This window comes from Cupriavidus sp. 01L45, from assembly GCF_056399885.1.
This window is the reverse complement of record NZ_JBFTSG010000006.1, coordinates 150,572-177,403: the sequence shown is the minus strand read 5'-3', so window position 1 is coordinate 177,403 and position 26,832 is coordinate 150,572. Positions and strand designations below refer to the sequence as shown.

The following is a 26,832-nucleotide window of genomic DNA, read 5'->3' as shown; positions in this document are numbered from 1 at the left end:
CAGGCGCTCCGCCAGAAATTCCATAAGGCTAACCATGATGCGCAGGATCGTTGCCAACTTCTCCGACTCTTCCCCCCGCCTCGGCCGTCGTCGCGCCCGCGGCTTTACCCTGATCGAAATCATGGTCGTGATCGTGATCCTTGGCGTGCTGGCCGCGCTGGTGGTTCCGAAGATCATGAGCCGCCCCGATGAAGCCCGTATCGTCGCAGCGCGCCAGGACATCTCCTCGATCATGCAGGCACTCAAGCTGTACCGCCTCGACAACAGCCGCTATCCCACCACCGAGCAAGGCCTTGCCGCGCTGGTGGCCAAGCCCGCCACCGAGCCGGTTCCCAATAACTGGAAAGGCGGCGGCTACCTGGAAAAACTGCCCAAGGATCCCTGGGGCCATCCCTACCAATACCTGAACCCCGGCGTGCGTGGCGAGATCGACGTGTTCAGCTTCGGCGCCGACGGCCAGGCTGGCGGCAGCGCCAACGACGCCGATATCGGCAACTGGGAATAAGGTAACAACGCCATGATCCGGGCCGGGCGCGCAGCCATGAGCACCTGGCCACAGGGACGGCGATCACATGGCGACCGTGGCTTCACCTTGCTGGAACTGCTGGTGGTGATGGTGATCGCCGGCATCGTGATCGCGCTGGTCGCCGTCAATGCCTCGCCCAATGAGCGCGGCCGTGTGCTGGACGACGGACAGCGCATTGCGCGGCTATTCGAATTGGCACAGGAAGAAGCCCAGCTGCGTGCCCGGCCGATCGCCTGGGAGGCCGATACCGGCGGCTGGCGTTTCCTGCAAGCCACGCCCGCCGGATGGATCCCGCTGACCGATGTATTCGCACCCGCTAAGTGGCGCCTGCCGCTCGACGGCGTGGCCGTGACCGAAGGCGGCAGCGGCAACACCGGCGCCCGCCTGGTGTTCGGGCGGGAGCTGATCGACGGCCCCCAGCACGTAGTGCTGGTGCGCGGCGACATCCGCGTCGACGTGGCCGCCGACGGAACCGGGCGCTACTTCGCCAGCACGCCATGATGCTCCGATCACCGTCCTTCCCGTTCCCCCGCAAACGCCGGTGTTTGCCCGCGCATGGCTTCACCCTGATCGAGGTACTGGTCGCCCTGACCATCCTGGCGGTGGCGCTGACCGCCGCCATGCGTGCGATGGGATCGATGATCGAGGCCGGCTCCTCCTTGCAGACCCGCATGCTGGCCGAGTGGAACGCCGAGAACCACCTCGCCAGCCTGCGCTTGTCCAAGACCTGGCCCGAACCCGGCACACGCGGCTACGCTTGCCCGCAGGGCGGCGTCGAACTGTATTGCGAAGAAACGATCTCCGGCACGCCCAACCCGTCTTTCCGCCGCGTCGAGATTGCGGTCTACCCGTCCGGCGCCGACAAATCCGTGCGCCTTGCCTGGCTCGTCACCATCGTCCCCAATGAAACGCGCAACCTGCTTTAGGCGGCCATTCGGGCGGCCAGCCGCGCGCGGCTTCACGCTGCTGGAAATGCTGGTGGCCATCACCTTGCTCGCGGTGATCGCGGTGATCGCCTGGCGCGGGCTGGATGCGATGACGCGCGGCCGCGAACGCCTGACCGACCACGACAACCGCCTCAATACGCTCAAGTTGCTATACGGCCAGTTCCAGTCAGACTGCGAGGCTCTGGCCAGCCCGGCCCTGCTGCAGACCAGCCCGGTCGAGTTTGGCAATGGCCAGGTGCTGATGGTGCGCGACCGCCGCGACGAGGGGCGCCCCGCGCAGTGGCAGGTGGTGGTCTACCGGCTCAACGGCAATACCGTGGTGCGGGTGGCCAGCCCGCCGGCGGACAACCGCAACGCGGTGCGGGCCGCGATGATTACCCTGCGCCAGGCCAACGCTGGCGGCAACCTCGCGCGGGCGCTGGTCAGCGATGCGGACAGCCTGTCGGCACGCGCCTGGATCGAGCCCGGCGGCTGGCAGACCGAGAACGGCCGCATTGCCGCGGCCCTGCTTGGCGGCAACGCCAGCGCCAGCGCGTTGGCTGCCTCGGGCGCAAGCGCCAGCCCGGGCGTGGCCACCACGGTGGTGCGCGCGATCGAGCTCAACCTGACGGCGCGCATGGGCGACGGCGACACGCCGCGGCGCTTCCAGAAGATCTGCATGACCGGCCTATGAGCAAGCGCCCACGCCATCTCGCGGCCGCGCGGGCGGCAACCGCCCGCCGCCCCGCTCCCCTTGCGCTGACAAGGCACCGCCAGCGCGGGGCCGCCGTGGTGACGGCGCTGCTGGTGGTCACGCTGGCGGTAGTGGTGGTATCCGGCATGTTATGGCGGCAGCAGGTACAGATCCGCTCGATCGAGAACCAGCGCCTGCTGGCCCAGGCGACCTGGATCGAACGCGCGGCCGTCGACTGGGCCCGCCTGATCTTGCGCGACGACCAGCGCCGCACCAACGTGGATCAATTGGGCGAACCCTGGGCGGTACCGATCGCCGAAACCCGCCTGTCGGACTTCCTGGGCGCCGCGCTGCGTACCGACCAGGAGGGCGAGACCTCGTTCCTGTCGGGCCGCATCCTTGACGCCCAGGCCCGCTTCAACCTCAGCAACCTGGTGCTATGGACAGCCAGCGAAACGCAAGGCCGGGTCGCCACCATCGACGCCCCCAGCCTGGCGATCTATCGCCGCCTGCTGCAGACGCTGGGCCTGAACGTGGCGCTGGCCGAGCCAACCGCGCGCTACCTGTTGAGTGCCGCCGGCGGCAGCAATGGCAACAGCGGCGACAGCCAGCGGGGACTGCGCTCACCCGATGACGTCAACGACCTGCTCGCCATCCCGGGCTACACGCCGGCTATCGTGGCCACGCTGACGCCCTTTGTCGATGTGCTGCCCGAGCGCACGCTGGTCAATGCCAACACCGCCGAGGCCGAAGTACTGACTGCGGTGATCGACAAGCTGCCGCTGGACCGCGCCCGCGAACTGGTGCGCCAGCGCGACCGCGCCTTCTTCAACAATATCGGCGACCTGCAGACGCAATTGCGCACGCTGGCACCGCAGGCCGACCCGAACGCCGCCATCAGCACGCTGGACGTGCGCACCCACTATTTCCTCGTCTACGGGCTGATTCGCCATGAGCGCGCCAGCCGCATGCAGGTCTCGCTGGTCTACCGCGGCGAAGTGCTGGGCAACGCCAACACCACCCGGGTGGTCTGGGTGCGCGATATCGACCGCATGCCCGAGCAGCGTTGAGGCCCCCCGCCGCGGCCACGGGTGTGGTTCCGGGCACCAGGCAACGCCGCTGTCCCTGTCGTGACGAAGCGTCCAGGCGTCCCCGGCGACGCCTGCCGGCGCGCTTTTCGAGCGTTTGCCAACTGAAGTCTGACAGATACGTATTGACGCCAATTCGTCACACAGGCAAGGTATGCTCCGGCCCGGCGGAACCGTGGTCCCATGAACTTGGCGCTCCGCCTGTACGGTGCCGCCGGCAGCCATGCTGGGCGTCTGTCATGCGCGCGGCGCGGTCCGCTGCAGGGTCACCAGCCCCCGCTATCGTTCAATGACGCCATGATTGGCGCAGTAGCAAGGAAATCTTGAGCACCACCCTGTACGTCCGCCTGCCGCATCGGCCGCACGACCAGCCGCAACCCTGGCACTTCGGTGCCCTGCCGTTTGCCCTGGTGCGCACGGCCGTCGCCGAGCGCGACCGCCGGCATGGCCCCCAAACGGCCGGGCAGCTGTTGCGCGAAGGCCACGCTGCCATCGCCGAACTGCCTGCCGCCGACCGACTGGTCCTGATCATGGCAGCCAGCGACGTTCTGCTGACCGGCGCCACGGTACCGCCACTGGCGCCGGCGCGCCTCAAGCTGGCGCTGCCGAACCTGGTCGAGGAAGTGCTGGCCACCGACGCTCACCCTTGCCATATCGCCGTTGGCCCCGTGCTCGATGCGGTGACGGGCAAGGCTGCCAGCGGCTCGCGCCGTCGCCTGCTGATGGTGACCGACCGGGCTTGGCTGCGCGCCGTGCTGGACGCCTTTGCCGAGCATCGCTACCGCCGCCGCCATGTGCTGCCGGCACAGTTGTGCCTGCCGCTGCCGGTAGTGGCCGCTCCCGCTGAAGCAGCGGCCAGCGCCGCTGCCGATGCCCCGGCCCCCGCGGTCATGGCTGCACTGGCGCTTGAAGCCGCCACCCTGACCAGCGCGTCCCCCCTGTTCGAAACGGAGGGTGTACCCGCGCCGGCCGATATCCCGCGCTACTGGCAACTGACTGTGCGCAGCGGTGAGTACGCAGGCTACGGCCTGCTGCTTGGTTCCGATGCGCTGGGTGCCTGGCAGGGACTTGCCCCGGCCGGTGAGTGGTACGCATCGCCGGAAGCCATGGCGCAAGTGGCGCCCCAGGGCGCGCATCCGCTGGACTGGCAGGCATGGATCGAAGGAGCGCAGGCCAGCCTGCGCGAGCCCTCTCTCGACCTGGCCCAGTTCGAGTTCGCCCAGGGCCGCGCCGATCGCTGGAACCTCAAGGCCTGGCGCCTGCCGCTGGCGCTGGCTGCGGGCCTGATGGTAGTCCAGCTGATCGGCATGAACGCCCACTGGCTGCTGCTGCGCCAGGAAGAGCAACGGCTGGTGGCCGGGCAGGAACAGGCATTGCGCAGCGCCTTCCCGCAAATTCCGGTGGTGATTGACCCGCCGCTGCAGATGCGCCGCCAGGTCGAACAGCTCCGCCTGGCCAGCGGCCGCAGCACGCCTGACGATTTCCTGCCGCTGGCCGACCGCTTCAGCCAGGCCGCAAGCCAACTCGCGCCGGACGCGCTGCTGGCGCTCGAATACCGCGGGCATGCCCTGTTCGCCACGCTCAAGCCCGACACCGACACCGACGCTCTGCGCAGCGCGGCGCGCCAGTCCGGCCTGGCCATGGAAGCCGACAACAGCCCGCCCGACCCCTCGCGCGGCAACGCACCGGCCGGTACGCGCTGGTCGATCAAGCCCAGCCTGTGAGCGCGGACCGCCAAGTGAACCTGATGAAAGACACCGCATCGAAACCCGGCCCGGGCGCCGCCAAGCGCAGCCCGGGCGCCCGGGCGCGCGCCGCGGAGCGGCTGGCGCGCCTGCGCCCGCGCGTGCCGCAGCGCTGGCAGGAGCGTTTCGACGCATTCTGGTCGGCGCGCAATCCGCGTGAACAGGCCATCCTGGCTGGCGGCAGCGCCGTGCTGGCACTGGTGATCGGCTATACCGTCCTGTGGGAGCCCGCCGCCGAAGGGCGCGCCAAGCTGCAGCGCAGCCTGCCGCAGTTGCGCAGCGACCTCGCCGAGATGGAAACGCTGGCGCAGGAAGCGCGCGGCCTGGCGGCCAGCCCGGCGCCGTCGCTGCGCGGCGAGGCGCTGAACCAGGCGCTGCAGGAGAGCCTCGCCCAGCATGGCCTCAAGGCCACCCGCCTGGCCGGCACCGGCGACAACAGCGTGCAGGTCCAGCTCGACAAGGTGCCCTTCGGCTCGGTCGCGAGCTGGTTGCAGGATGTGCGTCAGCAGCAGCGCCTCAAGGTGATCGATACCCGTATCGTTTACGTTGGCCCCACTGCCGTGGTTAATGTCACCGCAACCCTGCAAGGCCCCACCGGCAACCCGGGCGGGCGCGGCTGATGGCGCGCCTGGAAGCCCTCAGGCTGCCCCGCCGCCGCGTCCGCAGCCCTCGCGGCTGGCGGCGCGTGGGCTGGCTGGCGCTCGGCTGCGTGACCGTGGCACTGACCGTGCTGGCGGCATTCCCCGCAGCATGGATCGCCGACAGCATCGCCAGCCGCAGCCAGCGCCGCGTGCTGCTGGCCGATGCCGATGGCTCGATCTGGAAAGGCAGCGCCACCCTGGCGCTGTCGGCGGGCGCCGGCAGCGAGACCGCCACCGTGCTGCCCGGCCGCCTGCAATGGTCGGTGGCGTTCTTGCCGTTGCTGACCGGCACCCTGCGCGTGGTGGTGACCCACTCGGAGGCCATGAGCGGCCCGGTGGGCGTGGCGGTCACGCCATTCGGCTGGACCGCGCAAGCCGGCGCCATCCGCCTGCCCGCATCGCTGCTCGAAGGCGTCGGCGCGCCGTTCAACACGCTGCGCCCGGACGGACTGATGCGCATCGACTGGTCCACGCTGCAAGGCCGCTTCTTTGGCCAGCCCGGCAAGCCGGGCGGCGCTGCCGGCTTGACAGGCCACGTGACCCTGCGGCTCGACCAAGTATCATCGGCTGTCAGCCGCCTGCGCCCCCTCGGCAGCTACCGCGCCGAGATCGACTGGGCCGGCGCCGACGGCAAGCTGCAACTGACTACCCTCGCCGGGCCGCTGCACCTGCAAGGCAACGGCACCCTGGGCCGCCACGCGCGTTTCGAGGGCACGGCCCGTGCCGACCCCGACGCCGCGAAGCAATTGGTAGGCCTGTTGAGCCTGCTGGGACGACGTGAGGACAATGTGACACGGCTGCGCTTCTGACCCCGGCGGCGGCGCGAAACCTTCACGCCGCCGCCCGCAGCCCGGAACCGAATATGAAAACCCAAGCCCTTCGACCTTCGCTCAAGACCCGCTGCGCCCGCGCCACCGCGCTGCTATGCGGCCTCTCCCTGCTGGCACCCGCGCCGCTGTGGGCCCAGCAACCGAGCCAGCCCGCCGCCCAGCCCGGCCAGCCGCCGGACCTGACCCCGCGCAACCGCGACCAGGTCGTGCTCAACTTCGTCAACGCCGACCTGGAATCGGTGGTGAAGGCGGTGGGACAGGCCACCGGCAAGAACTTTGTCATCGACCCGCGCGTCAAGGGCTCCGTGAACCTGGTGACCGAGCAACCCGTGTCGCGCTCGCAGGCGCTCGAAACGCTGGGCTCGGTGCTGCGCATGCAGGGCTACGCGATGGTCGAGAGCAACGGTTTCACCAAGGTGGTGCCGGAAGCCGACGCCAAGCTGCAGGGCTCGCCGATCGTGATCGGAGGCGGTGGCAGGTCGCGCGGCGACCAGGTCGTGACCCAGGTGTTCCGCCTCAACTATGAGTCGGCCAACAACCTGGTGCCGGTGCTGCGGCCGATGATCGCGCCCAACAACACCATCACTGCCTACCCGGCCAACAACACGCTGGTCATTACCGACTATGCGGAAAACCTGCAGCGCCTGGCCCGCATCATTGCCGCCATCGACGCGCCCGCCTCTGGCGAGGTCGAGCTGGTGCCGCTCAGGAATGCCATTGCCAGCGATACCGCGCTGGTGCTGCAAAAGCTGCTTGACCCGGGCGCGGCCGGCGCCGCTGGCGGCGCCGCGGCCGCCGCGGATGCCAGCCTGCGCACTTCGGTGGTAGCGGAGCCGCGCAGCAATTCGCTCATGATCCGCGCCTCGAGCCGGGCACGCTTGCAGCAGGCGCGCCAGCTCATAGAGAAGCTCGACCAGCCTTACGCGCGTCCGGGCAATATCTGGGTGGTGCCGCTGAAAAACGCCGAAGCCACCAAGCTGGCGCTGACGCTGCGCGCCATCGTGGCAGCCGACGGTTCCTTCAACACCAACCAGTCCGGCACGCCTGGCGCGGCCGGCGCGGGCGCCACCGGCGGCACCGGGCTGCTCAACACCTCGGCGCCGACCAGCGGCCAGTACACCGGCGGCACCACAGGCACGTCGCGCAGCGGCTCCGGCTCCGGCTTCGGCTCCGGCAGTTCGGCATTCGCGAACTCGTTCGCCACCAACACGTTGCCGACCACCGGGGGCATCATCCAGGCCGACCCGGCCACCAACTCGCTCATCATCACGGCCAGCGAACCGGTCTACCGCAACCTGCGCACAGTGATCGAAGACCTGGACGCCCGGCGCGCGCAGGTCTATATCGAATCGATGATCGTGGAGGTGTCGTCCACCCAGACCGGCCAGCTCGGCATCCAGTGGCAAGGCCTGATCAACTCGCGCGGCAGCAATACCAACGTCTTTGCCGGCACCAACTTCGGCACCGGCGGCCAGAACATCATCAACCTGACCGGCGCCGCCGCCGCCATCAACGCAGGCGGCGCAGCGGCCATTCCTGCGGTCTCGGGCCTGATCCCGGACCTGGCCGGCCTGAACCTCGGCCTCGTCAACAAGGCGATGGGCCTGGGCGMCCTGCTGCACGCGCTTGGCGCCGACGGCAGTGTCAACCTGCTGTCCACCCCAAACCTGATCACGCTGGAGAACGAGGAAGCCAAGATCCTGATCGGCCAGAACATCCCGATCACCACCGGTTCCTACGCGCAGACCGGCGGCGCCGCGTCGGTCACGCCGTTCCAGACCTTCGACCGCAAGGACGTCGGCATCACGCTGCGGGTCAAGCCGCAGATCACCGACGGCGGGCTGGTAAAGATGCAGATCTACCAGGAGTCGTCGTCCGTGGTGCAAGGCACCGCCGCCCTCACCCAGGGCCCGACCACCAATGTGCGTTCGATCGAAACCAATGTGCTGGTCGACGACGGCCAGATCATCGTGCTGGGCGGCCTGATCGAAGACACTTACGGAGACGGCGTGCAGAAGGTGCCGGGCCTGGGCGACCTGCCGCTGATCGGCGGGCTGTTCCGCTACGAGAACAAGAACCGCGGCAAGACCAACCTGCTGGTGTTCCTGCGGCCGTACGTGATGCGCACCGCCGGCGCCACCGACCGCCTGACGCAGGACCGCTACGACTACATGCGCACCCTGCAGCAAGGCTTTGTGTCGCCCAACATCATGGTGCGCGACGGCAATACGCCGGTGCTGCCGCCGGCGGATGCGCCGATGTCGCCCTTCGTCGACCCGCGCTCGCGCGGGCCGGTGCCGGGTCCGCTGCCGCTGGAACAGACGCTGCCGCAATCGCAGCAGCAACCGCAACCCCGCACGCAGAACCCGTCGGGCAATGGCACGCCGCCGCCGGGCGTCAACCTTGGCAACGCGACGGTGGATTCCACCCGCGCGGTGAACTGAGACAAGCCATGGCAACAAGCATCGCCCCCGCCGCAGCGTCCGACGACGTGCTGGAGCCACCGTCGACCATCGCCGCGCGGCTGGTCTCGTACGGCTTCGCGCGCGAGGCGCGCCTGCTGATCGCGCGCCAGCGCGCCGATGGCCTGGAGGTGTGGGTGAGCCGCGCCACTTCGCCCGCGGCGCTGGCCGAAGTGGCGCGCGTGCACGGGCCGTTGCGCCTGCGCGTGCTGGAACCCGAGGCGCTCGAACTTGCCATGTCCGAGGCGTACAACCGCCAGGACAGCGGCAGCGCCGCCCAGGTGGTTGGCGAGGTGGAAGGCGAGGTCGACCTGTCGCGGCTGATGCAGGACATTCCCGCGGTGGAAGACCTGCTTGAATCCGAGGACGACGCGCCCATCATCCGCATGATCAACGCGCTGCTCACCCAGGCCGCGCGCGAAGGCGCCTCCGATATCCATATCGAGCCCTTCGAGTCTTCCTCGGTGGTGCGCTTTCGCGTGGACGGCACGCTGCGCGACGTGGTGCGCCCGAAAAAGGCGCTGCACGGCGCGCTGATCTCGCGCATCAAGATCATGGCGCAGCTCGACATCGCGGAAAAACGCCTGCCGCAGGACGGCCGCATCACGCTGCGCGTGGGCGGACGCCCCGTGGACGTGCGCGTCTCCACCCTGCCCACCGGCCACGGCGAACGCGCGGTGTTGCGTCTGCTGGACAAGGAAGCAGGCCGCCTCGACCTGGCCAAGCTCGGCATGGCGCCGGACACGCTGGCCGGCTTCGATCACCTGATCCGCCAGCCGCACGGCATCGTGCTGGTGACGGGGCCGACCGGCTCGGGCAAGACCACCACGCTGTACGCCGCGCTGTCGCGGCTCGATTCGCGCACCACCAATATCATGACGGTGGAGGACCCGATCGAGTACGACCTGGACGGCATCGGCCAGACCCAGGTCAACCCGCGCATCGACATGACCTTCGGCAAGGCGCTGCGGGCTATCCTGCGCCAGGACCCGGACGTGGTGATGATCGGTGAAATCCGCGACCTGGAAACCGCGCAGATCGCGGTGCAGGCATCGCTGACCGGCCACCTGGTGCTGGCCACGCTGCACACCAACGATTCCGCCTCGGCGGTGACGCGCCTGGTCGACATGGGCATCGAGCCGTTCCTGCTTTCGTCGTCGCTGCTCGGCGTGCTGGCGCAGCGGCTGGTACGCCGGCTCTGCCAGCACTGCAAGCGCGAGGAAGTGGTCGAGGTCACGCCCGAGGCAGCGGAAGTGCTGCTTGCGCAAGGCAAACCGCTGCAACGCATCTGGCACGCGGTGGGCTGCGACAAATGCGGCCACTCCGGCTATCAGGGCCGCATGGGCGTGTACGAGCTGCTGAGCGTCGACGACGAGATCCGCACCATGATTCACCGCCAGGCGGCCGAATCGGAAATCAAGAAAGTGGCTTTGGAGGGTGGCATGCACACCATGCGCCACGACGCGCAGCGCTGGATCGATTCCGGCGCCACCGCGCTGGAAGAAGTGCTGCGCGTGACGCGCGACTAAGGGACGGCCCGCATCCATGCCAGCCTATCGTTACGAGGCAGTCGACGCCGCCGGCAAGACCGACCGCGGGGTGATCGAAGCCGACAGCCCCAAGCAGGCCCGCGTCCACTTGCGCGCACGCGGCCTGACGCCGCTCAACGTCGATCCGCTGGCGGGCGTCGGCGGCGTGCAGAAGAGCAGCACCGCCGCCTTCGTGCGGCGGCTGTCCACGCAGGAACAGGCGCTGTTCACGCGCCAGCTCGCCAGCCTGATCGTGGCCGGGCTGCCGCTGGACGAAGCGCTGGCGGCGCTGGCCGACCAGGCCGAGCGCAGCTACGTGCACGAACTGCTGGCCGGCATCCGCGCCGACGTGGTCGGCGGCAGTTCGCTCTCGGCGGCGCTGCTGCATCATCCGCGCGATTTTCCGGACATCTACCGCGCGCTGGTCTCCGCCGGCGAGCACTCGGGCCACCTCGGGCTGGTGCTGGAAAAGCTGGCCGACTATATCGAGACGCGCAACACGCTGACCTCCAAGATCCGGCTGGCCTTCACCTATCCCGCCATCGTTACCGTGGTGGCCTTCGCCATCGTGATCTTCCTGCTGTCCTACGTGGTGCCGCAGGTGGTGAGCGTATTCGCCAACACCAAGCAGAAGTTGCCGACACTGACCATCATCATGCTGGCGCTGTCGGATTTCGTGCGCAACTGGTGGTGGGCCGCGCTGGCGTTCATGGTGGCCGTAAGCCTGGGGATACGCAGTCTGCTGCGGCAGCCCGGTGTGCGCCTGGAGTGGCACCGCTGGCTGCTGACCGCGCCGCTGGTCGGCAAGCTGATCCGGGGCTACAACACCGCGCGCTTCGCCAGCACGCTGGCGATTCTCGTGTCGGCCGGCGTGCCCATCCTGCGCAGCTTGCAGGCAGCCGGCGAAACCCTGACCAACGAGGCACTCAAGGCCAACGTGGATGATGCCACCATGCGCGTGCGCGAAGGCGCCTCGCTGGCGCGCGCGCTGGCGGCGCAGAACCAGTTTCCCTCGGTGCTGGTGCATCTGATCCGCTCCGGCGAAGCCACCGGCAACCTGCCGATCATGCTGGAGCGCGCGGCGCAGGGCGAAGGCGCGGAGCTGGAGCGCCGCACGCTGTTCCTCACCAGCCTGCTGGAGCCGCTGCTGATCCTCAGCATGGGCGTGGTGGTGCTGCTGATCGTGCTGGCGGTGCTGATGCCGATTATCGAGATCAATCAGCTGGTGCGGTAGGGCCACGCTTTGCCGCGCAAGCGGGCGAAATGCAAAACGGCGCCTTCGGGCGCCGTTTTGCATTTCTTGTTTCTACTGAGGCTTGGGAGCCGAAGCCACCCGCAAAGGCGTACTTCGGCTTCACCGCCCATAGCCTATTCGGCAGCCTTGGCGGCCTTCTTCGGCACGCGCTTGGCAGGTGCCGCGGCGGCGGCCTTCTTGGCTGCCGGCGCCTTCTTGGCTGCCGGCGCTTTCTTCGCGGGCGCAGCTGCCTTCTTGGCGGGAGCCGCAGACTTCTTGGCTGCTACCTTTTTGGCAGGCGCGGCAGCCTTCTTGGCCCGGGCCGGCGCCTTGGCTTTTGCCTTGGTCTCTGGCACGCTCGCTTCGACGGCTTCAGCCGTTTCCACCTCTTCCACGGCTTCCACCGATTCGACGGCTTCGATCAGCTCGGCAGCTTCGATCGGTTCGAATGCCTCTGGCGCTTCGACAAACTCGACCACCTCGGCGACTTCGATTGCCTCCACGACCGGCGCTACCACCGTCGCGGACGGCGCCACGAAGATCGAGCGGTCGATTGGCCACGGGATCTCGCTCAGCGTGACCTCGGGCTTCGGCGGCCGGCGGCGGCGCGCACCGTTCGTATCGCCGGACTCGACTTCCGTCTGTTCATCTGCCTGCTGCTCATCGCCATCGAGGGCCAGCGCTTCACGCTCCAGGGCATCCATCGGATCGACCACGAAGGTGGCGACAGGCTGGCTCACGGGCGCGGGGGCAGCGAGTTCGGGCAGCGGTGCGGGCTGGACAGGCAGCGCCGGCTGCTGCGCGGGCGCCGGGCGCGATCCGTACTGTTGCTGGGAAGCCAGGCGATCATCGCCTTGACGACCATCGCCGCGACGGTTGTCGTTACGGCGACCGCGCTTTTCGCGCCGCTCGCGATTCTCACCCTGGCGGTTCTCCTCCTGACGGTTCTCGCCCTGGCGGTTCTCGCCCTGGCGGTTCTCGCCCTGACGGTTCTCGCCCTGGCGGTTCTCGCCCTGGCGGTTCTCGCCCTGGCGGTTCTCGCCCTGGCGGTTCTCGCCCTGGCGGTTCTCGCCCTGGCGGTTCTCGCCCTGGCGGTTCTCGCCCTGACGATTCTCGCCTTGACGGTTCTCGCCTTGGCGGTTCTCGCCTTGGCGACCCTCGCCCTGACGGTCTTCACCTTGACGAGCCTCGCCCTCACCCGGCTTCGAACGGCGCTTCAGCCGCACCCACAGCGTCTTGTTGTTGCCGCCGTTGCGAGTCTCGACTTCGAACAGGCCGGTGGCAGCCACCAACTCGGAGAGCTTGCCATAGCCATAGTTGCGCGAATCGAACTCGGGTGCCTGCTTGGCGATATGGTTGCCCATGCCGCCGAGCGTGGCCCAGCCCTCTTCGTCCGACACCGCTTGCGAGGCGCTTTGCAGCAGGCGCACCAGGCGCGAATCCTGGCGCAGCTCACCGCTGTTGCGCTTGCGCGCGGGCGCGGCGGCACCGTCGGATTCCGTATCGGTGTCGGCATCGCTGTCGCTGCGCAGCACGTCGGCAAAAATAAACTTGTCGCAGGCCGTGACGAATGGCTTGGGCGTCTTGCGTTCGCCGAAGCCGTACACGGTGAGCCCCTGCTCGCGGATACGCGAGGCCAGGCGAGTGAAATCGCTGTCGCTGGAAACGATGCAGAAGCCGTCGAAGCGGCCTGTGTACAGCAGGTCCATCGCGTCGATGATCATCGCGCTATCGGTGGCGTTCTTGCCTACCGTGTAGCGGAACTGCTGGATCGGCTGGATGGAGTGCGAGAGCAGGCGCTCCTTCCAGCCGGCCAGGTTGGGCTTGGTCCAGTCGCCGTAGATCCGCTTGACGGCGGCCACGCCATACTTGGCGACTTCGGCCAGCAGGCCTTCGACGATGGCGGGCGCCGCATTGTCGGCGTCGATCAGCACAGCCAGGGTCGCAGTGCCCTGGCGGGAGGAAATAGTCATGTTGGGTCCTGGAGGCCGGTCGGCCTCGGATGGGGCGGGTTGCACCACGGCGTGATCCCTTGAGATATGACGCCCGGCTCGCATCTGCCCGTTTGTTGCGTAAACCTGTTTGCAACGCAGTGTACACGCGAAGCGTGTCCATACGGGAAACCACGCCCCGCGCAGCCGCACTTTTTGCTGCATCGCAAGGTGCCGCGCCCTCCGGCGCGGTGCTACCATGCGCCAAAGAGACACGGCCGTTTTCCGCCTTCACAAGAGGCGGCGCACGGTCGCCCACAACTGAAGTGAGTCGGCGATCCCGACTGCATGCCCCATAGAGGAGCACCTATGAATGCCCCACTGACCCCTCCGGTCAGCGACGCCCTCCGCCGCGCGCTCGAAAACGTTTCCCTCGAAGATAAATACACGCTAGAACGCGGCCGCGTCTATATCAGCGGCACGCAGGCCCTGGTACGCCTGCCGATGTTGCAACGCGAGCGCGACCGCGCCGCCGGCCTGAACACCGCGGGCTTTATCTCCGGCTATCGCGGCTCGCCGCTGGGCGCGCTGGACCAATCGCTGTGGAAGGCCAAGCAGCACCTGGCCGCGCACGACATCGTGTTCCAGGCGGGATTGAACGAGGATCTGGCCGCCACTTCCGTATGGGGCTCGCAGCAGGTCAATATGTACCCGGACGCCAGGTTCGAAGGCGTATTCGGCATGTGGTACGGCAAAGGTCCGGGCGTGGACCGCACCAGCGACGTCTTCAAGCACGCAAACTCCGCCGGCTCCTCGAAGCACGGCGGCGTGCTGGTGCTGGCGGGCGACGACCACGCGGCCAAATCGTCCACGCTGGCGCACCAGTCCGAGCACATCTTCAAGGCTTGCGGCCTGCCGGTGCTCTACCCCTCGAACGTGCAGGAATACCTCGACTACGGCCTGCACGCCTGGGCCATGAGCCGCTACTCCGGCCTGTGGGTGTCGATGAAGTGCGTGACCGACGTGGTGGAATCGTCGGCCTCGGTGGAACTGGATCCGCACCGCGTGGAAATCGTGCTGCCGGAGGATTTCATCCTGCCGCCGGGCGGCCTCAATATCCGCTGGCCCGATCCGCCGCTGGAACAGGAGGCGCGCCTGCTGGACTACAAGTGGTACGCCGGCCTGGCCTATGTACGCGCCAACAAGATCGACCGTATCGAGATCGATTCGCCGCATGCCCGCTTCGGCATCATGACGGGCGGCAAGGCTTATCTCGACACGCGCCAGGCGCTGGCCAACCTGGGCCTGGACGACGAGACCTGCGCGCRSATCGGCATCCGCCTGTAYAAGGTGGGCTGCGTGTGGCCGCTGGAAGCGCACGGCGCGCGCGCCTTTGCCGAAGGCCTGCAGGAAATCCTGGTGGTCGAGGATAAGCGCCAGATCATGGAGTACGCGCTCAAGGAAGAGCTGTACAACTGGCGCGACGATGTGCGGCCCAAGGTTTACGGCAAGTTTGACGAAAAGGACAACGCAGGCGGCGAATGGTCGATCCCGCAGAGCAACTGGCTGCTGCCGGCGCACTATGAACTGTCGCCCGCCATCATCGCGCGCGCCATCGCCACCCGGCTCGAAAAGTTCGAACTGCCGTCGGACGTGCGCGCCCGCATTGCCGCGCGCATCGCGGTGATCGAGGCCAAGGAAAAAGCCATGGCCGTGCCGCGCGTGGCGGCCGAGCGCAAGCCCTGGTTCTGCTCGGGCTGCCCGCACAATACGTCGACCAACGTGCCCGAAGGCTCGCGCGCGCTGGCCGGCATCGGCTGCCATTACATGACGGTGTGGATGGACCGCAGCACCAGCACCTTCAGCCAGATGGGCGGCGAAGGCGTGGCATGGATCGGGCAGGCGCCCTTCGCCGGCGACAAGCATGTGTTCGCCAACCTGGGCGACGGCACCTACTTCCACTCCGGGCTGCTGGCGATCCGCGCGTCGATCGCTGCCAACGTCAACATCACCTACAAGATCCTCTACAACGACGCGGTGGCCATGACCGGCGGCCAGCCCGTCGACGGCAAGCTGTCGGTGCAGGACGTTGCCTTCCAGGTCGCGGCCGAAGGCGCGAAAAAGATCGTCGTCGTCACCGACGAGCCAGAGAAATACAGCGCGGCCATCAAGCTGCCGCAAGGCGTGGAAGTGCATCACCGCGACCAGCTCGACAGGATCCAGCGCGAACTGCGCGAGGTGCCCGGCGCCACCATCCTGATCTACGACCAGACCTGCGCCACCGAGAAGCGGCGCCGCCGCAAGCGCGGCACTTACCCCGATCCGGCAAAGCGCGCCTTCATCAACGACGCGGTCTGCGAAGGCTGTGGCGATTGCTCGGTGAAGTCCAACTGCCTGTCGGTGGAACCGCTGGAAACGGAGCTTGGCACCAAGCGCCAGATCAACCAGTCATCGTGCAACAAGGACTTCTCGTGCGTCAACGGCTTCTGCCCGAGCTTCGTCACGGCGGAAGGCGCGCAGGTGAAGAAGCCCGAGCGCCACGGCGTGTCGATGGACAACCTGCCCGCATTGCCGGAACCCGTGCTGCCTGGGCTTGACCATCCCTTTGGCGTGCTGGTCACGGGCGTAGGCGGCACCGGCGTCGTCACCATCGGCGGCCTGCTGGGCATGGCGGCGCACCTGGAGAACAAGGGCGTGACCGTGCTCGACATGGCGGGCCTGGCGCAGAAAGGCGGTGCGGTGCTGTCGCACGTGCAGATCGCGGCGCATCCCGACCAGCTCCACGCCACCCGCATCGCCATGGGCGAGGCGGACCTGGTGATCGGCTGCGACGCCATCGTCAGCGCCATCGATGACGTCATCTCCAAGACCCAGGTCGGGCGCACGCGTGCCGTCATCAACACCGCGCAGACGCCCACCGCCGAGTTCATCAAGAACCCCAAGTGGCAGTTCCCCGGCCTGTCGGCAGAACAGGATGTGCGCAACGCGGTCGGCGAAGCTTGTGACTTCATCAACGCCAGCGGCCTGGCCGTGGCGCTGATCGGCGACGCCATCTTTACCAACCCGCTGGTGCTGGGCTACGCCTGGCAGAAGGGATGGCTGCCGCTATCGCTGGACGCGCTGGTGCGCGCCATCGAACTCAACGGCACGGCGGTGGAAAAGAACAAGGCGGCATTCGACTGGGGCCGCCACATGGCGCACGACCCTGAGCATGTGCTGTCGCTCACCGGCAAACTGCGCAGCACCGCCGAAGGCGCCGAGGTAGTCAAGCTGCCCACCTCCTCCGGCGCCATGCTGGAAAAGCTGATTGCGTACCGCGCCGAACACCTGACTGCCTATCAGGATGCGGCATACGCGCAGACCTTCCGCGACGCGGTGAACCGTGTGCGCGCAACGGAAAGCGCGCTGGTCGGCAGCGGCAAGCCGTTGCCGGTGACCGAAGCGGCGGCGCGCAATCTTGCCAAGCTGATGGCCTACAAGGACGAGTACGAAGTCGCGCGGCTCTATACCGACCCGGTCTTCCTCGACAAGCTGCGCAACCAGTTCGAAGGCGAGCCCGGCCGCGACTACCAGCTCAATTTCTGGCTGGCGCCACCGCTGATGGCCAAGCGCGATGAGAAGGGGCATCTGGTAAAGCGCCGCTTCGGCCCGTCCACGATGAAGCTCTTCGGCGTGCTCGCCAGGCTGAAAGGCCTGCGCGGCGGCGTGTTCGATGTGTTCGGCAAGACCGCCGAGCGCCGCACCGAACGCGCGCTGATCGGCGAGTATCGTGCCTTGCTGGACGAGCTGACGAGCGGCCTGAGCGCGGCCAACCACGCAACCGCGATCACGCTGGCGAGCCTGCCGGACGACATTCGCGGCTTCGGGCATGTCAAGGACGACAACCTGGCGAAGGTGCGTACGCGCTGGACGGCGCTGCTGGAGCAGTTCCGGCATCCGGAGTCGGCGCAGCAGGTGGCTTGAGTTTCAGGTTGAACGGAGCGCTGCCGCGAGGGGGCGCTTCGGTTGTTGTCGGACCCCACATTTTTTGGAAATGTGGGGTCTTTTTGTTTCCGGCGTGGCTGCTGTCGGAGCCAATACGCGCTTCACACTGCAAGATGGCACTGCACATCTCGTTATGCGAAACTCAGTGTCCTTCGTCCCGCAGCGCCTGAATCGCATTGATCGACTCTTTCGTCCGCTGACGGCCAAACTTGGCCCTTACTGGTGAGCGATGCCCGTATCTTCTGGCATCGGCAGCCCGGTGAACTTCACCCTATGAGTAGGCATGTCGCAACAGGCATGTGGGCATGCAGGAAGAAAATCGACCCCTACCGCGCGACCTGCCTCCCCCATTGCGGGATCATCCAGGAACGTTGCCCGTGCGCTGGTATGAATCCTTGTGGGATTGAATCCCCGGCTGACAAGAAAGTGACGAACTGTCTCGGCACGCGCGCTGACAAGTTGCCTCCCACCTGTATCGCCACCGACCAGATATGCCGCAATGAAGAAATAGTCGTAGTTCGGGTAGTGAACCCGCAGGTCCGCGAGCCAAGTCCCAAGCTTGAGTGCCGCACTGGCATTCAGCGTGTGTACATTCTTCGGGAACTGAAGGTCTACTCCCTTCACGCGTGGACTGCAAGCGAAGGCCACGCTATTCGACAGGCACATCGCCAGCATGGCGCATCCGACCCACCGCCGATACGAACTCGCCGATCCTGGTCTATTTCGGTTGGTCATGATTCCCCCGATCAGCTTGTTTCGCATCAATTGGTTGTGGCCCAGGACAGCACGGATGGGGGCAGCGCGGGTTGATGGATATATACGCCGTACTTGCCAGCCTCCGTGCTTCGGCGTTTGGCGGCGCACCGTATCCATAGTTCTTTATTTCTGTATCAAAGATATCCGAATCCTCAACACCAAAATTCAATAGCAGAGTCTTCAAGTTGCGCAACCGAATCTTCGCCAGATGCACCGATACCCCAACTCGTGGATTCTCTTGAACAGAAATGTAATATTGACCGCTATTTGGGAACGCCAGTCGAGTCTTGCTCCTCCAATCCGCCATCCGATGTATCTCGCCGGCGGAAAGATTAGTGCGACCAGACTCATAAATTGGCTCGTACTCAATATATGGAGGATGGCAGGCGAGGACTGGCGACACAAAGGCAATCAAGGCGAAGGCCACGCTACTCGACAGGTACATCGCCAGCATGGCGCGACCGATCCACCGCCGATACGAACTCGCCGATTCCGGCCAATTTGCTTTGGTCATGATCCCCCCGATCACCTTGTTGCGCATCAATTGGTTGCGGTCCGGGACAGCACGGATGGGGGCAGCGCGGGATGATTGAAATCTCAGCAACATTGGTGAGATGGCGCAGTTCTTGACCTGGCCTCAGGCCGTCGCGAAATCTACGGACAGCTGATTCCTCAATGTCCACCTTGTCGATACCCATATTCGAAAGCGTAGACAACAGGTTCTTTCGCCTCTGCTCCGCCAGCTTGGCTGACACACCTACGCGCGCATTCTGGCGAACATAGACCAGATACTTCCCTCCACTCGGGAGCCACAGCCTAAGTTGTGCCCGCCAATTTGCCAGGCGCAGGACCTCACTTGCCGATAGATCAGATCGACCATTTGAAAACACGGGCTCATAGTCAACATACCCCAAGGTGCACCCTATTGTGGGAAATGAAAATAAAAATACAGTCGCGACGAATAGCTGTTTCACTATGGCCTCCATACCGGCGTCAATCCATCCCAATTTGGAATTTTTGCAACGTAGGCAGCGATGCTATCCGCGTTATTCAGGCAGAACTTATCACGAGCAGCCTGCTTTTGTGCCCACTTGATATTACTCCATGAATCCACCGCATCCATTGCAGATGGAAAATGCGACACCTCATGAATCAAAGTCGTTAGTTTGGAATCATTGGCCGATGGAGTAACATTATTTCAATTAGCCTCATCCGGCATCGTGCAGAAAAGGTGCCCAATAAAAATTGAATACGTCCCGTCCGGCTTGCAGATGGAGGCAGCTGCTGGAATCTCATCACCCTTCGCGCGCGGCACGCACCCAACCCGGGCGAGCGCTTCCTTTGTTTGGCGCTCATAGTTCCTGTCGGTCAGCCCACGCATGATCTCCCGCATCCGGGCCAACCCATCACGCAATGTCTCGCGCGTATCCTCCCTCGCATTGCCAAACCAAAGGCGGACCTTGTCCTGATCCGCCCGATTCCACCGGTCCAGCTCCACCAGTCGATCACCCATCAGGCGCACAGCCTTGTCGCGCAGCCGGTTCATCGTGGAATAGAACTCCGCGTTGCTCATGTTCTGGCAGATCAGCGTGGGATCGTCTTCCGGTGTTGACTGGCGCGCCCCCTCCACCAGCTTGTTCGATGCCTCCACCGGCTCGGCGACAGCGCTATGCGTCGGCATAGGCGTGCGGCCGCCATGGGTCACCTGAATCGTGAAGGTGTTCTGCGAGGCAATGACGAACGGCTTGACGGCACACTTGCAGTTGACGCGAGCGCCTTCCACCAGGACCTGCTTGTCCATCAGGCTAAAGGCCGGATAGCAATCGTTGGTGACAGTGCCACCACTCTTGCACACCGGGCAGGTGGCAAAGTCCCCCTCGACGCCGACCTGCACGCCGTCTTGCGTCATCTCCCCGGTGCCGATCAGCACGCCGTTGTTACTGGTGCGGTCCCCATTGCGAAGCGCACATCGAATATCCATCATTGGAAGTCTCCACGAATCGTGTGTTCTTGCGGTGGCTTCGGCCATCAGCCTGAAGCCGACCGTTCAGGCATTCACCTTGCGGACCGGTTCTCCGAAGAACACCTCGATGGGCACGAAGTGCCATTGCGCGGCTTCGGGGTCGTAAAGGGCTACCTGGTTGATCTGCGCCCCCACGGGGACCGTTCCCGGCATGCGCTGTATGGCCAGCGCCACGGCCTGATGCCGTTGCTGTTCCGTCCAGGTTTCCAGCAGGCAGTGCGAATCCGCGTGCGCGAACAGCCCGGCGTGTTCACGCAGCCGTTCGTACTTGGCAATGCCGTCCTGGTCGATCTCGAGGTCGATGGCATCGCGCCGCGCTTCCGGGATCTCTTCGGTCTGCACCATGCAGACACTGGCGAGCGCCCCTTTGCGCCGGACCACGATCCGGCCATCGCTCGCAGCCCAGCCACAGTGCAGGTTGACATGGAGCTTTCCGCCGCTATCCCGGATCAACGTCCGGGGATCGAAAGCCGCCGCATGCACGACGTGATACGGCTTGCCCGGGCCAGACACGAACGCGGCGTTCAGCAGTGCATCAAAGGGTGAGATATGGACGGCCAGTGCGGAGCCGGCATCGGCGTTGCCCTCCTCCACGAATTCGCAAGCGGCATTGCACCAGTCCGGCTGGCCGTCCCCCGGCGCGTAGTTGACCAGCACGAACAGGGCTGGCCGGGTATGCAGAACGTGCCCGCATGAGCGAAAGGGCGTATTAGGGGGCGTATTGGGTAGCGCCATTTGAGTGCACCTCCTATGAGTGAAATTTGGAGTGCCTCAATCTTTACTCGATACGGCGCGAGCGTTGGTTGGGAAATTTCTGATTTTGCTCGGGGATTGAGCAAAGGCGGGACGACGAAGCGTCCGGCGTGCTTGAATTCAACAAGGCGCGGCATCGCCCTTTAGTGTCGGTGAAGGGATCCTGGATGCCGTCCGAGATGAGCTTTGTAGCGATGGACTGCGTGATGCGGCCAGCTTGACTGAAAGCAAGCCAAGCGATGTCGTAGAGCAGATAGCACTACTGGAGGCGCATGAAACCAGAATTCAGCCTGTTGCAGATGAGAGATGTTTGGATTGATGCCTACAAATATGGCGACATCGATCAGCTGGATTTCGTGCAGAGCGCCCATTTCTTTGTGAAGCGAGGCGAGACGATCCTGACCAAGCAGCAACAACTTGGACACATACGTACACGCTTGGCTGCAAACGCATGGCGCGCTGACGAATTGAACGCTCATGATGAAACAAAAGACGTGATGGAGCACGCCGAGTGGGCAACGATCTCCGGCACCGGTTCAATGAGGCAGAACGGGAGGGTGCTCTCCCGATTCCGGTTTCTGGAACTCTGGCTGGTCAGTGACGGGCGATGGCAGGTCGCCGCATTGTGTTATGAGGATGCCGGCAACCGTGAGGCATCGAGCTAGCCTTGTTTCTCCACGCCGAACGCATGCCGCTATACGACTCGGCGCGGGAAACACCTGCGTCAGCGTCTGCTAGCCGCCAGGCACGCCATGCGCGATGGAAGGGGTAGAGACATTGCTGACGCTGCAATATCAGCGGTCCCGATACTTCAACGCGAACAGCGTCATCCCCCAGAACGGCACCCACCAGGCCAGATCGCTGCACAGCACGAACAAGCCGCTGCGCCATTCGAAGACGCCAGTCAGCGCTCCGTGCAGGAAGCCCAGCGGCCCCAGCGTCTTGCCCACCAGGCCCACCACCACCAGCGGCCAGTAGCGCAGCATGTCCTGCGCCGCGATCCAGTAGCCCAGCGCGTAGACGCCCACCATCATGCCGATGCAGCGGATCATGGCGTCAGGCGTGACGGGCATGCCCAGCCAGTCGAAGATCTGCGACGGCCACAGGCTCAGCGCAATCGCATAGAGCAGGTTATAGAACGCGGCCAGCCGCAATACCGCGGGCATCCACGCTGGTATGCGGGGCAGGCTGACGGACGCATTGCGCCCGATGGTCGGATCGGACTTCATTCCACATTCTCCGGGTGAGTATCAGGTTCAGGTTCGCGGATGGCGAGCACGCCGTCGTAGCGCAGCAGGTAGCCCAGGCGTGGCGCCCATATGCGCACGTCGCAGCGATAGCGGTCCGCATCCAGTGCGCGTTCGCTGGCCAGCACGTGCAGCCACGGCACGGTCAGGCCGAACAGGCTGACGCCGCGGCTGGCCTGCCGCAGGCGCCCGGCGCCATCGACACGCGTTGCCAGCACGATGGCCAGCGGCCCCAGGCGTTCGGTCACTTGCCCGGCCCGCGCGTGCCGCATGCGGCTCGCCACGATGTGCCCGCCGATGCGGCGGTGCCAGCGCTCGCCGGCGGGCTCTGGCGAGATGGTCACAAGGCAAGCCGCCGCCGCCGCGGGCCGGGGCAGCGCCGACAGCCGCATCAGCGCCCGCAGCCAGCCCCGCGCACTCCAGCGCACGCTCAGCGTGCCGCGCAAGTGCACGCCCTCGGCACGATGCACGCGCCGCAGCACCGGCGGCAGGCTGGCAAGGGCGGTCCCCAGCATGGTCCCGTACAGGCTTTGCGGGCCACCGTCCGTGGCATGCGCGGCGAGCGTGTTCATCCACGTGCCCGCCCGTTGCCGAGCAGGTCCTCCAGCGCCAGTTGCAGGGTCGGGAAGCGGAAGGCATAGCCTTCCTGCTGCAGTCGCGCCGGCGCCGCGCGCAGCCCGTCGAGCAGCAGCGTGGCCTGCTCCCCCAGCGCAAGACGCATGGGCCAGGCCGGCGTCGGCATCCAGGCCGGGCGGCGCAGCACAGCGGCGGCGCGGCGGACCAGGCCGGCCTGCGTGGGAGTCTCGGGCGCTACCAGGTTGTAGGTGGCGACGGCGCCTTCGCTTACCGGCGCCGCTCCACGGCACAGCCACGCGATCACGCCAAGCACGTCGTCGATGTGGACCCAGCTCTGCGCCTGGCGGCCGCTGCCCATCGGGCCGCCGAAGCCCAGCCGCACCGGCATCATCATGGCCGGCAGCGCGCCCTGGTGGCCGTAGACCACACCCAGGCGCAGGATGGCCAGCGGAATGCCGAGCCCGGCCACGGCGCGCGCCGCCAGCTCCCATTCCCGGCACAGTTGCGAGGCGAAGATATCCTGCGGCGCGCTGGCTTCGGTACGATCGCGCAAATCGTCGTCGGCCTGGATGCCGTAGTAGCCCACCGCCGAACCGTTGATCAGCAGACGCGGCCGGTGCGTGGCCGACGCTAGCCAGGCAGTCAGCGCGCGCGTGGTGCCCACGCGGCTCTCCACCAGGCTGCGCTTGCGCGCGGCACTCCAGCGCGAGCCCAGGATAGGTGCGCCGGCGAGGTTCACCACGACATCGAAGCGCGTGGCAGGATCGAGTTCCGCGAGGGCACCGACGCACGCCGCGCGGCCATCGAACAGCTGCGATGCCACGCGCGGGTTGCGCGCCCAGATCGTGACGCGGTGCCCGTCCGCCAGCAGTGCCCGCACCAGCGCCTGGCCAATGAAACCGGTGCCGCCGGTCAGCAGGAAGGATTGCGCGCGCCGCGCCGTATCGGCCCCGGCAAAATCGAACGCCGGCACCGTGCCGGCACGGTCGGCAAGTGCGCGGCTCGCCAGTGCATCGCGCACCCCGGACGCCGCCACGCCCAGCGCAAACACGCTCAGCCCCCAGCTTTGCCAGCCTTGCGGATTGAGATGCAGGCCGGTCGGTAAGTGCCACCACGCTTGCGAATGCCACGCCAGCAGGCCGAAGATCACGCCACCGTTGATGGCCAGCACGGTATGCGTCACCCGCTCGCTCGGCGGCAGGCTGCGGGTCTGGTCCTCCACCACGAAGTCGCGCAGCGTCAGCAGGATCTCGATGGCGATGATGGCCCACAGGGGAACCAGCCATGCGCCACCCCACGCAAACCACGCCAGGCCGGCGAACAGCACGCCGTACAGCACCGCCCGGATCGCATGCAGGCGCAGCTCCGGCGCGGCGTTGTGCTGCTGCGGCAGTGCGCAGCGCAGCTCGTGGTGCCAGACGGTGTCGAAGGCGCCCATCAATCCCTGCACGATCAGCAGGTTGAGGATGACGGTATGGAGCGTGTCGCTGGCCGGGTCCATCTCAAGCATCCTTAATTACAATAATTTCTGTTAAAAGAGAAATATCAAGTCAAAAAAACGGCCGCCATGGCGGCCGGCTCTTCATGCCTGTGCTATTTGCCAGCTTCGCGGGCGCGCTGGTCGCCACGCACCAGCTTCTGGATGCGCGCGCCCAGTTTCATTACCTTGACCAGTGTGTCGGGCGAGAGCCGCAGCATCTCGTCGCCCCAGCTGCCCAGCGTTTCCATCAGCTGCAGCGTGGCGATGATGCGCTTCTGCACTTCCTTGCTCTCCCTGGCGAAGGCGGGATTGTTCACGCATTCGTGCAAGGCATCGATGGTGGGATCGAACTCGCGCTGCTTGCGCTCGCGCACCACGGTGCGGAACAGGTCCCACACGTCGGTGACGGTCTCGAAGTGATCGCGCCGGTCGCCCATCATGTGCACGGTGCGGATCAGCTTCCAGTTCTGCAGCTCTTTCAGGCTGTTGCTGACGTTGGAGCGCGCGACGTTCAGCGTGTCGGCGATTTCCTCGGCCGGCAGCGGATGCTCGGCAAGGAATAGCAGGGCGTGAATCTGCGCGACGGTGCGATTGACGCCCCACTTCGAGCCCATTTCGCCCCAGTGCAGGACGAATCGTTGTGCGACCGGTTGAAGTTCCATGCCTGACAGTTTATCCGTTCGGAAATTTCCGTCAAGACAGAAATCCAATTTCAGGCAAGCAGGCTCAGGCCGGCCGCGCCAGCGTGCTTTCGTTTTCCTTCACGTACATCGAGTTGCGCGGACGCGCGAACACCCGCCGCACCATCGGCTCGAAGAAGGACAGCGGCAGCGTGTCGTAGTCCCGCATGAAAGCCGCGCCGTCGTACTTGGCGCAGAACTCGGCGGTGCGTTCGAACAGTTCGGGCTGGCTGCGGAATTGCTCGCGCAGGTTGCGGTCGAGACCGAGGTGGTGAAAGAAGTAGTAGCCCTGGAACACGCCGTGCTTCTCGACCATCCAGAGGTTTTCCGGGCTGACGAAAGGCTTGAGGATGGCGGCGGCGATGTCGGGATGGTTGAACGTGCCAAGCGTATCGCCGATATCGTGCAACAGCGCGCACACCACGTACTCTTCGTCGCGCCCGTCGCGGTGGGCCAGCGTGGCGGTCTGCAGGCAGTGGGTCAGGCGGTCGATGGGGAAGCCGCCGTAATCGCCGTCGAGCAGCTTGAGGTGATCGAGCACGCGGTCGGCCAGCGCCTGCGCGAACGGCATGAACTCCGCGGATATCGCGGCCCAGTCCTCGCGCGTGCCTTGCTCCATGTGGCTGAAGGTGGCACGGGCGTGCGCAGTCGTTTCGCTCATTGTGGGGTCTCCGTGCAGGGTGATCCTGCTTGTTTTGATGGTGATGAGCAACGATTCTGGCACAGGTTTCGCGGCTACACTGTCAAGGACTTAACAATGCAGCCGTGTGCCGCGGCGCATCAATCCGCATGCAGATCCGCCCTTACCTGGCTGCCGACGAAGCCGCCATCATCGACCTGTGGCAAACCTGCGGCCTGACCCGGCCGTGGAACGACCCGAAGAAAGACATCGCCCGCAAGCTGACTGAACAGCCGGAGCTGTTCCTGGTCGGGGAAGTGGATGGCCAGCCGGTGGCATCGGCCATGGTCGGCTTCGACGGCCATCGCGGCTGGGTCTACTACCTTGCCGTGCATCCCGACTACCAGCGCCGCGATCATGGCCGCCGCCTGATGGCGCATGCGGAGCAATTGCTGATCGAGCGCGGCTGCCCCAAGATCAACCTGCTGGTACGCACGGGCAACAGCAGGGTCATCGACTTCTACCGCAGCCTCGGGTACGCGCAGGATGACGCCGTCAGCCTGGGCAAGCGGCTGATTCCGGATATCTGAGCGAGGTCAAACGCCATGTTCCACATCCTCGGCATCGATCACCTGGTCCTGCGCACCGGCAATGTGACGGCGCTGATGCGCTTCTACGTGGACGTGCTTGGCTGCAGCCTGGAACGCGTGCAGCCGGACTTCGGCCTGATCCAGTTGCGCGCCGGCGGCGGCCTGATCGACCTGGTCGCGCTGGAGGGCCCGCTCGGCCGCGCGGGCGGCGCCGGCCCCGGCAAGGAAGGCCGGAACCTGGACCACTTCTGCCTGCGCCTCGATCCCTTCGACGCGGATGCGCTTGGCACCCACCTGCGCGCGCACGGGGTGGAGCCGGGGCCGGTGGAGATGCGTTTCGGCGCCGAGGGCAAAGGCCCGTCGATCTACGTGCAGGATCCCGATGGCAATGTCGTGGAGCTGAAAGGACCGCCCGCAAACATGTGACGCAACGTGGGCATTCCGCCCGGATGCCCGCTACAATTCCCGCTTGGCCCTCGCCGCCACTCGCGCCATCCGTCCCCCTCCACGGCGGTCCC

Annotated in this window: 24 protein-coding genes and 1 pseudogene; 15 read left to right on the top strand and 10 right to left on the bottom strand. The window is 66.0% G+C overall.

The window, feature by feature from the left end:
* The first annotated feature begins 37 nt into the window (after positions 1 to 37).
* From gspG to gspF, 11 genes are all read left to right on the top strand, one after another.
* On the top strand, positions 38 to 505 hold the full coding sequence (gspG, locus tag AC1DT6_RS06285; RefSeq protein WP_276291195.1) for a type II secretion system major pseudopilin GspG: 468 nt from the start codon (positions 38 to 40) through the stop codon (positions 503 to 505).
* Between the two features lie 36 nt (positions 506 to 541).
* Positions 542 to 1,027: a GspH/FimT family pseudopilin gene (locus AC1DT6_RS06280; protein WP_441635637.1), complete on the top strand. Its 486-nt coding sequence runs from the start codon at positions 542 to 544 to the stop codon at positions 1,025 to 1,027.
* Positions 1,024 to 1,452: a type II secretion system minor pseudopilin GspI gene (gspI, locus tag AC1DT6_RS06275; protein ID WP_441635639.1), complete on the top strand. Its 429-nt coding sequence runs from the start codon at positions 1,024 to 1,026 to the stop codon at positions 1,450 to 1,452. Before AC1DT6_RS06280 ends, gspI begins: the two co-directional genes overlap by 4 nt.
* A complete protein-coding gene (locus AC1DT6_RS06270; protein ID WP_441635641.1) occupies positions 1,430 to 2,146 on the top strand; it encodes a PulJ/GspJ family protein in 717 nt (238 codons plus the stop codon). The genes gspI and AC1DT6_RS06270 overlap by 23 nt, the downstream gene beginning before the upstream one ends.
* Positions 2,143 to 3,216 carry a type II secretion system minor pseudopilin GspK gene (gene gspK / locus AC1DT6_RS06265; protein ID WP_441635643.1) on the top strand — a complete coding sequence of 358 codons (1,074 nt, stop codon included), beginning with the start codon at positions 2,143 to 2,145 and terminating at the stop codon, positions 3,214 to 3,216. Before AC1DT6_RS06270 ends, gspK begins: the two co-directional genes overlap by 4 nt.
* Positions 3,217 to 3,557: 341 nt before the next feature.
* Positions 3,558 to 4,958, top strand: a complete 1,401-nt coding sequence (gene gspL, locus AC1DT6_RS06260; RefSeq protein WP_441635645.1) for a type II secretion system protein GspL — start codon at positions 3,558 to 3,560, stop codon at positions 4,956 to 4,958.
* Between the two features lie 23 nt (positions 4,959 to 4,981).
* Positions 4,982 to 5,599, top strand: coding sequence for a type II secretion system protein M (locus AC1DT6_RS06255; RefSeq protein WP_477102475.1), 618 nt, complete (start codon positions 4,982 to 4,984; stop codon positions 5,597 to 5,599).
* A complete protein-coding gene (locus AC1DT6_RS06250; RefSeq protein ID WP_477114561.1) occupies positions 5,599 to 6,429 on the top strand; it encodes a type II secretion system protein N in 831 nt (276 codons plus the stop codon). Before AC1DT6_RS06255 ends, AC1DT6_RS06250 begins: the two co-directional genes overlap by 1 nt.
* Before the next feature lie 53 nt (positions 6,430 to 6,482).
* Positions 6,483 to 8,894: a type II secretion system secretin GspD gene (gene gspD / locus AC1DT6_RS06245; RefSeq protein ID WP_477114560.1), complete on the top strand. Its 2,412-nt coding sequence runs from the start codon at positions 6,483 to 6,485 to the stop codon at positions 8,892 to 8,894.
* A gap of 8 nt (positions 8,895 to 8,902) precedes the next feature.
* The gene (gene gspE, locus AC1DT6_RS06240; protein ID WP_441632986.1) at positions 8,903 to 10,441 is read left to right on the top strand and encodes a type II secretion system ATPase GspE; all 1,539 of its coding nucleotides are present in this window, start codon (positions 8,903 to 8,905) and stop codon (positions 10,439 to 10,441) included.
* A gap of 16 nt (positions 10,442 to 10,457) precedes the next feature.
* Positions 10,458 to 11,675 (top strand): type II secretion system inner membrane protein GspF, encoded by a 1,218-nt coding sequence (gene gspF / locus AC1DT6_RS06235; protein WP_441632984.1) that lies wholly within the window; start codon positions 10,458 to 10,460, stop codon positions 11,673 to 11,675.
* Positions 11,676 to 12,861: 1,186 nt separating this feature from the next.
* Here the strand turns inward: gspF and AC1DT6_RS06230 are convergent.
* Positions 12,862 to 13,648: pseudogene (locus AC1DT6_RS06230) on the bottom strand (NYN domain-containing protein); the annotation flags it as partial.
* Positions 13,649 to 13,975: 327 nt separating this feature from the next.
* Between AC1DT6_RS06230 and AC1DT6_RS06225 the strand changes: the two are divergent.
* On the top strand, positions 13,976 to 17,569 hold the full coding sequence (locus AC1DT6_RS06225) for an indolepyruvate ferredoxin oxidoreductase family protein (protein ID WP_477114559.1): 3,594 nt from the start codon (positions 13,976 to 13,978) through the stop codon (positions 17,567 to 17,569).
* Positions 17,570 to 17,806: 237 nt separating this feature from the next.
* On the opposite strand, the gene AC1DT6_RS06220 is transcribed toward AC1DT6_RS06225, so the two are convergent.
* The 4 genes from AC1DT6_RS06220 to AC1DT6_RS06205 all read right to left on the bottom strand — a co-directional run bounded on the left by AC1DT6_RS06220 (position 17,807) and on the right by AC1DT6_RS06205 (position 21,104).
* Positions 17,807 to 18,265 carry an OmpA family protein gene (locus AC1DT6_RS06220; RefSeq protein WP_441632978.1) on the bottom strand — a complete coding sequence of 153 codons (459 nt, stop codon included), beginning with the start codon at positions 18,263 to 18,265 and terminating at the stop codon, positions 17,807 to 17,809.
* Between the two features lie 43 nt (positions 18,266 to 18,308).
* Positions 18,309 to 18,860 (bottom strand): hypothetical protein, encoded by a 552-nt coding sequence (locus tag AC1DT6_RS06215; protein ID WP_441632976.1) that lies wholly within the window; start codon positions 18,858 to 18,860, stop codon positions 18,309 to 18,311.
* 684 nt (positions 18,861 to 19,544) lie between these two features.
* Positions 19,545 to 20,330, bottom strand: coding sequence for a PAAR domain-containing protein (locus tag AC1DT6_RS06210; RefSeq protein ID WP_441632974.1), 786 nt, complete (start codon positions 20,328 to 20,330; stop codon positions 19,545 to 19,547).
* 63 nt (positions 20,331 to 20,393) lie between these two features.
* On the bottom strand, positions 20,394 to 21,104 hold the full coding sequence (locus tag AC1DT6_RS06205; protein ID WP_441632972.1) for a hypothetical protein: 711 nt from the start codon (positions 21,102 to 21,104) through the stop codon (positions 20,394 to 20,396).
* Between the two features lie 290 nt (positions 21,105 to 21,394).
* Between AC1DT6_RS06205 and AC1DT6_RS06200 the strand changes: the two genes are divergently transcribed.
* Positions 21,395 to 21,787 (top strand): hypothetical protein, encoded by a 393-nt coding sequence (locus tag AC1DT6_RS06200; protein WP_441632970.1) that lies wholly within the window; start codon positions 21,395 to 21,397, stop codon positions 21,785 to 21,787.
* 129 nt (positions 21,788 to 21,916) lie between these two features.
* On the opposite strand, the gene AC1DT6_RS06195 is transcribed toward AC1DT6_RS06200, so the two are convergent.
* The 5 genes from AC1DT6_RS06195 to AC1DT6_RS06175 all read right to left on the bottom strand — a co-directional run bounded on the left by AC1DT6_RS06195 (position 21,917) and on the right by AC1DT6_RS06175 (position 25,766).
* Positions 21,917 to 22,351, bottom strand: a complete 435-nt coding sequence (locus AC1DT6_RS06195) for a hypothetical protein (protein WP_441632968.1) — start codon at positions 22,349 to 22,351, stop codon at positions 21,917 to 21,919.
* On the bottom strand, positions 22,348 to 22,941 hold the full coding sequence (locus AC1DT6_RS06190; protein WP_441632966.1) for a DUF4166 domain-containing protein: 594 nt from the start codon (positions 22,939 to 22,941) through the stop codon (positions 22,348 to 22,350). Before AC1DT6_RS06190 ends, AC1DT6_RS06195 begins: the two co-directional genes overlap by 4 nt.
* Positions 22,938 to 24,446 carry a TIGR01777 family oxidoreductase gene (locus AC1DT6_RS06185; protein WP_477102473.1) on the bottom strand — a complete coding sequence of 503 codons (1,509 nt, stop codon included), beginning with the start codon at positions 24,444 to 24,446 and terminating at the stop codon, positions 22,938 to 22,940. Before AC1DT6_RS06185 ends, AC1DT6_RS06190 begins: the two co-directional genes overlap by 4 nt.
* A 92-nt stretch (positions 24,447 to 24,538) precedes the next feature.
* On the bottom strand, positions 24,539 to 25,087 hold the full coding sequence (locus tag AC1DT6_RS06180) for a GbsR/MarR family transcriptional regulator (protein WP_035862436.1): 549 nt from the start codon (positions 25,085 to 25,087) through the stop codon (positions 24,539 to 24,541).
* A gap of 64 nt (positions 25,088 to 25,151) precedes the next feature.
* A complete protein-coding gene (locus AC1DT6_RS06175) occupies positions 25,152 to 25,766 on the bottom strand; it encodes an HD domain-containing protein (RefSeq protein ID WP_441632961.1) in 615 nt (204 codons plus the stop codon).
* Positions 25,767 to 25,894: 128 nt separating this feature from the next.
* Between AC1DT6_RS06175 and AC1DT6_RS06170 the strand changes: the two genes are divergently transcribed.
* Together AC1DT6_RS06170 and AC1DT6_RS06165 are read left to right on the top strand one after the other, a co-directional pair.
* Positions 25,895 to 26,314, top strand: coding sequence for a GNAT family acetyltransferase (locus AC1DT6_RS06170; RefSeq protein WP_441632959.1), 420 nt, complete (start codon positions 25,895 to 25,897; stop codon positions 26,312 to 26,314).
* Positions 26,315 to 26,329: 15 nt separating this feature from the next.
* Positions 26,330 to 26,740, top strand: a complete 411-nt coding sequence (locus tag AC1DT6_RS06165) for a VOC family protein (RefSeq protein WP_441632957.1) — start codon at positions 26,330 to 26,332, stop codon at positions 26,738 to 26,740.
* Positions 26,741 to 26,832: the final 92 nt, after the last annotated feature.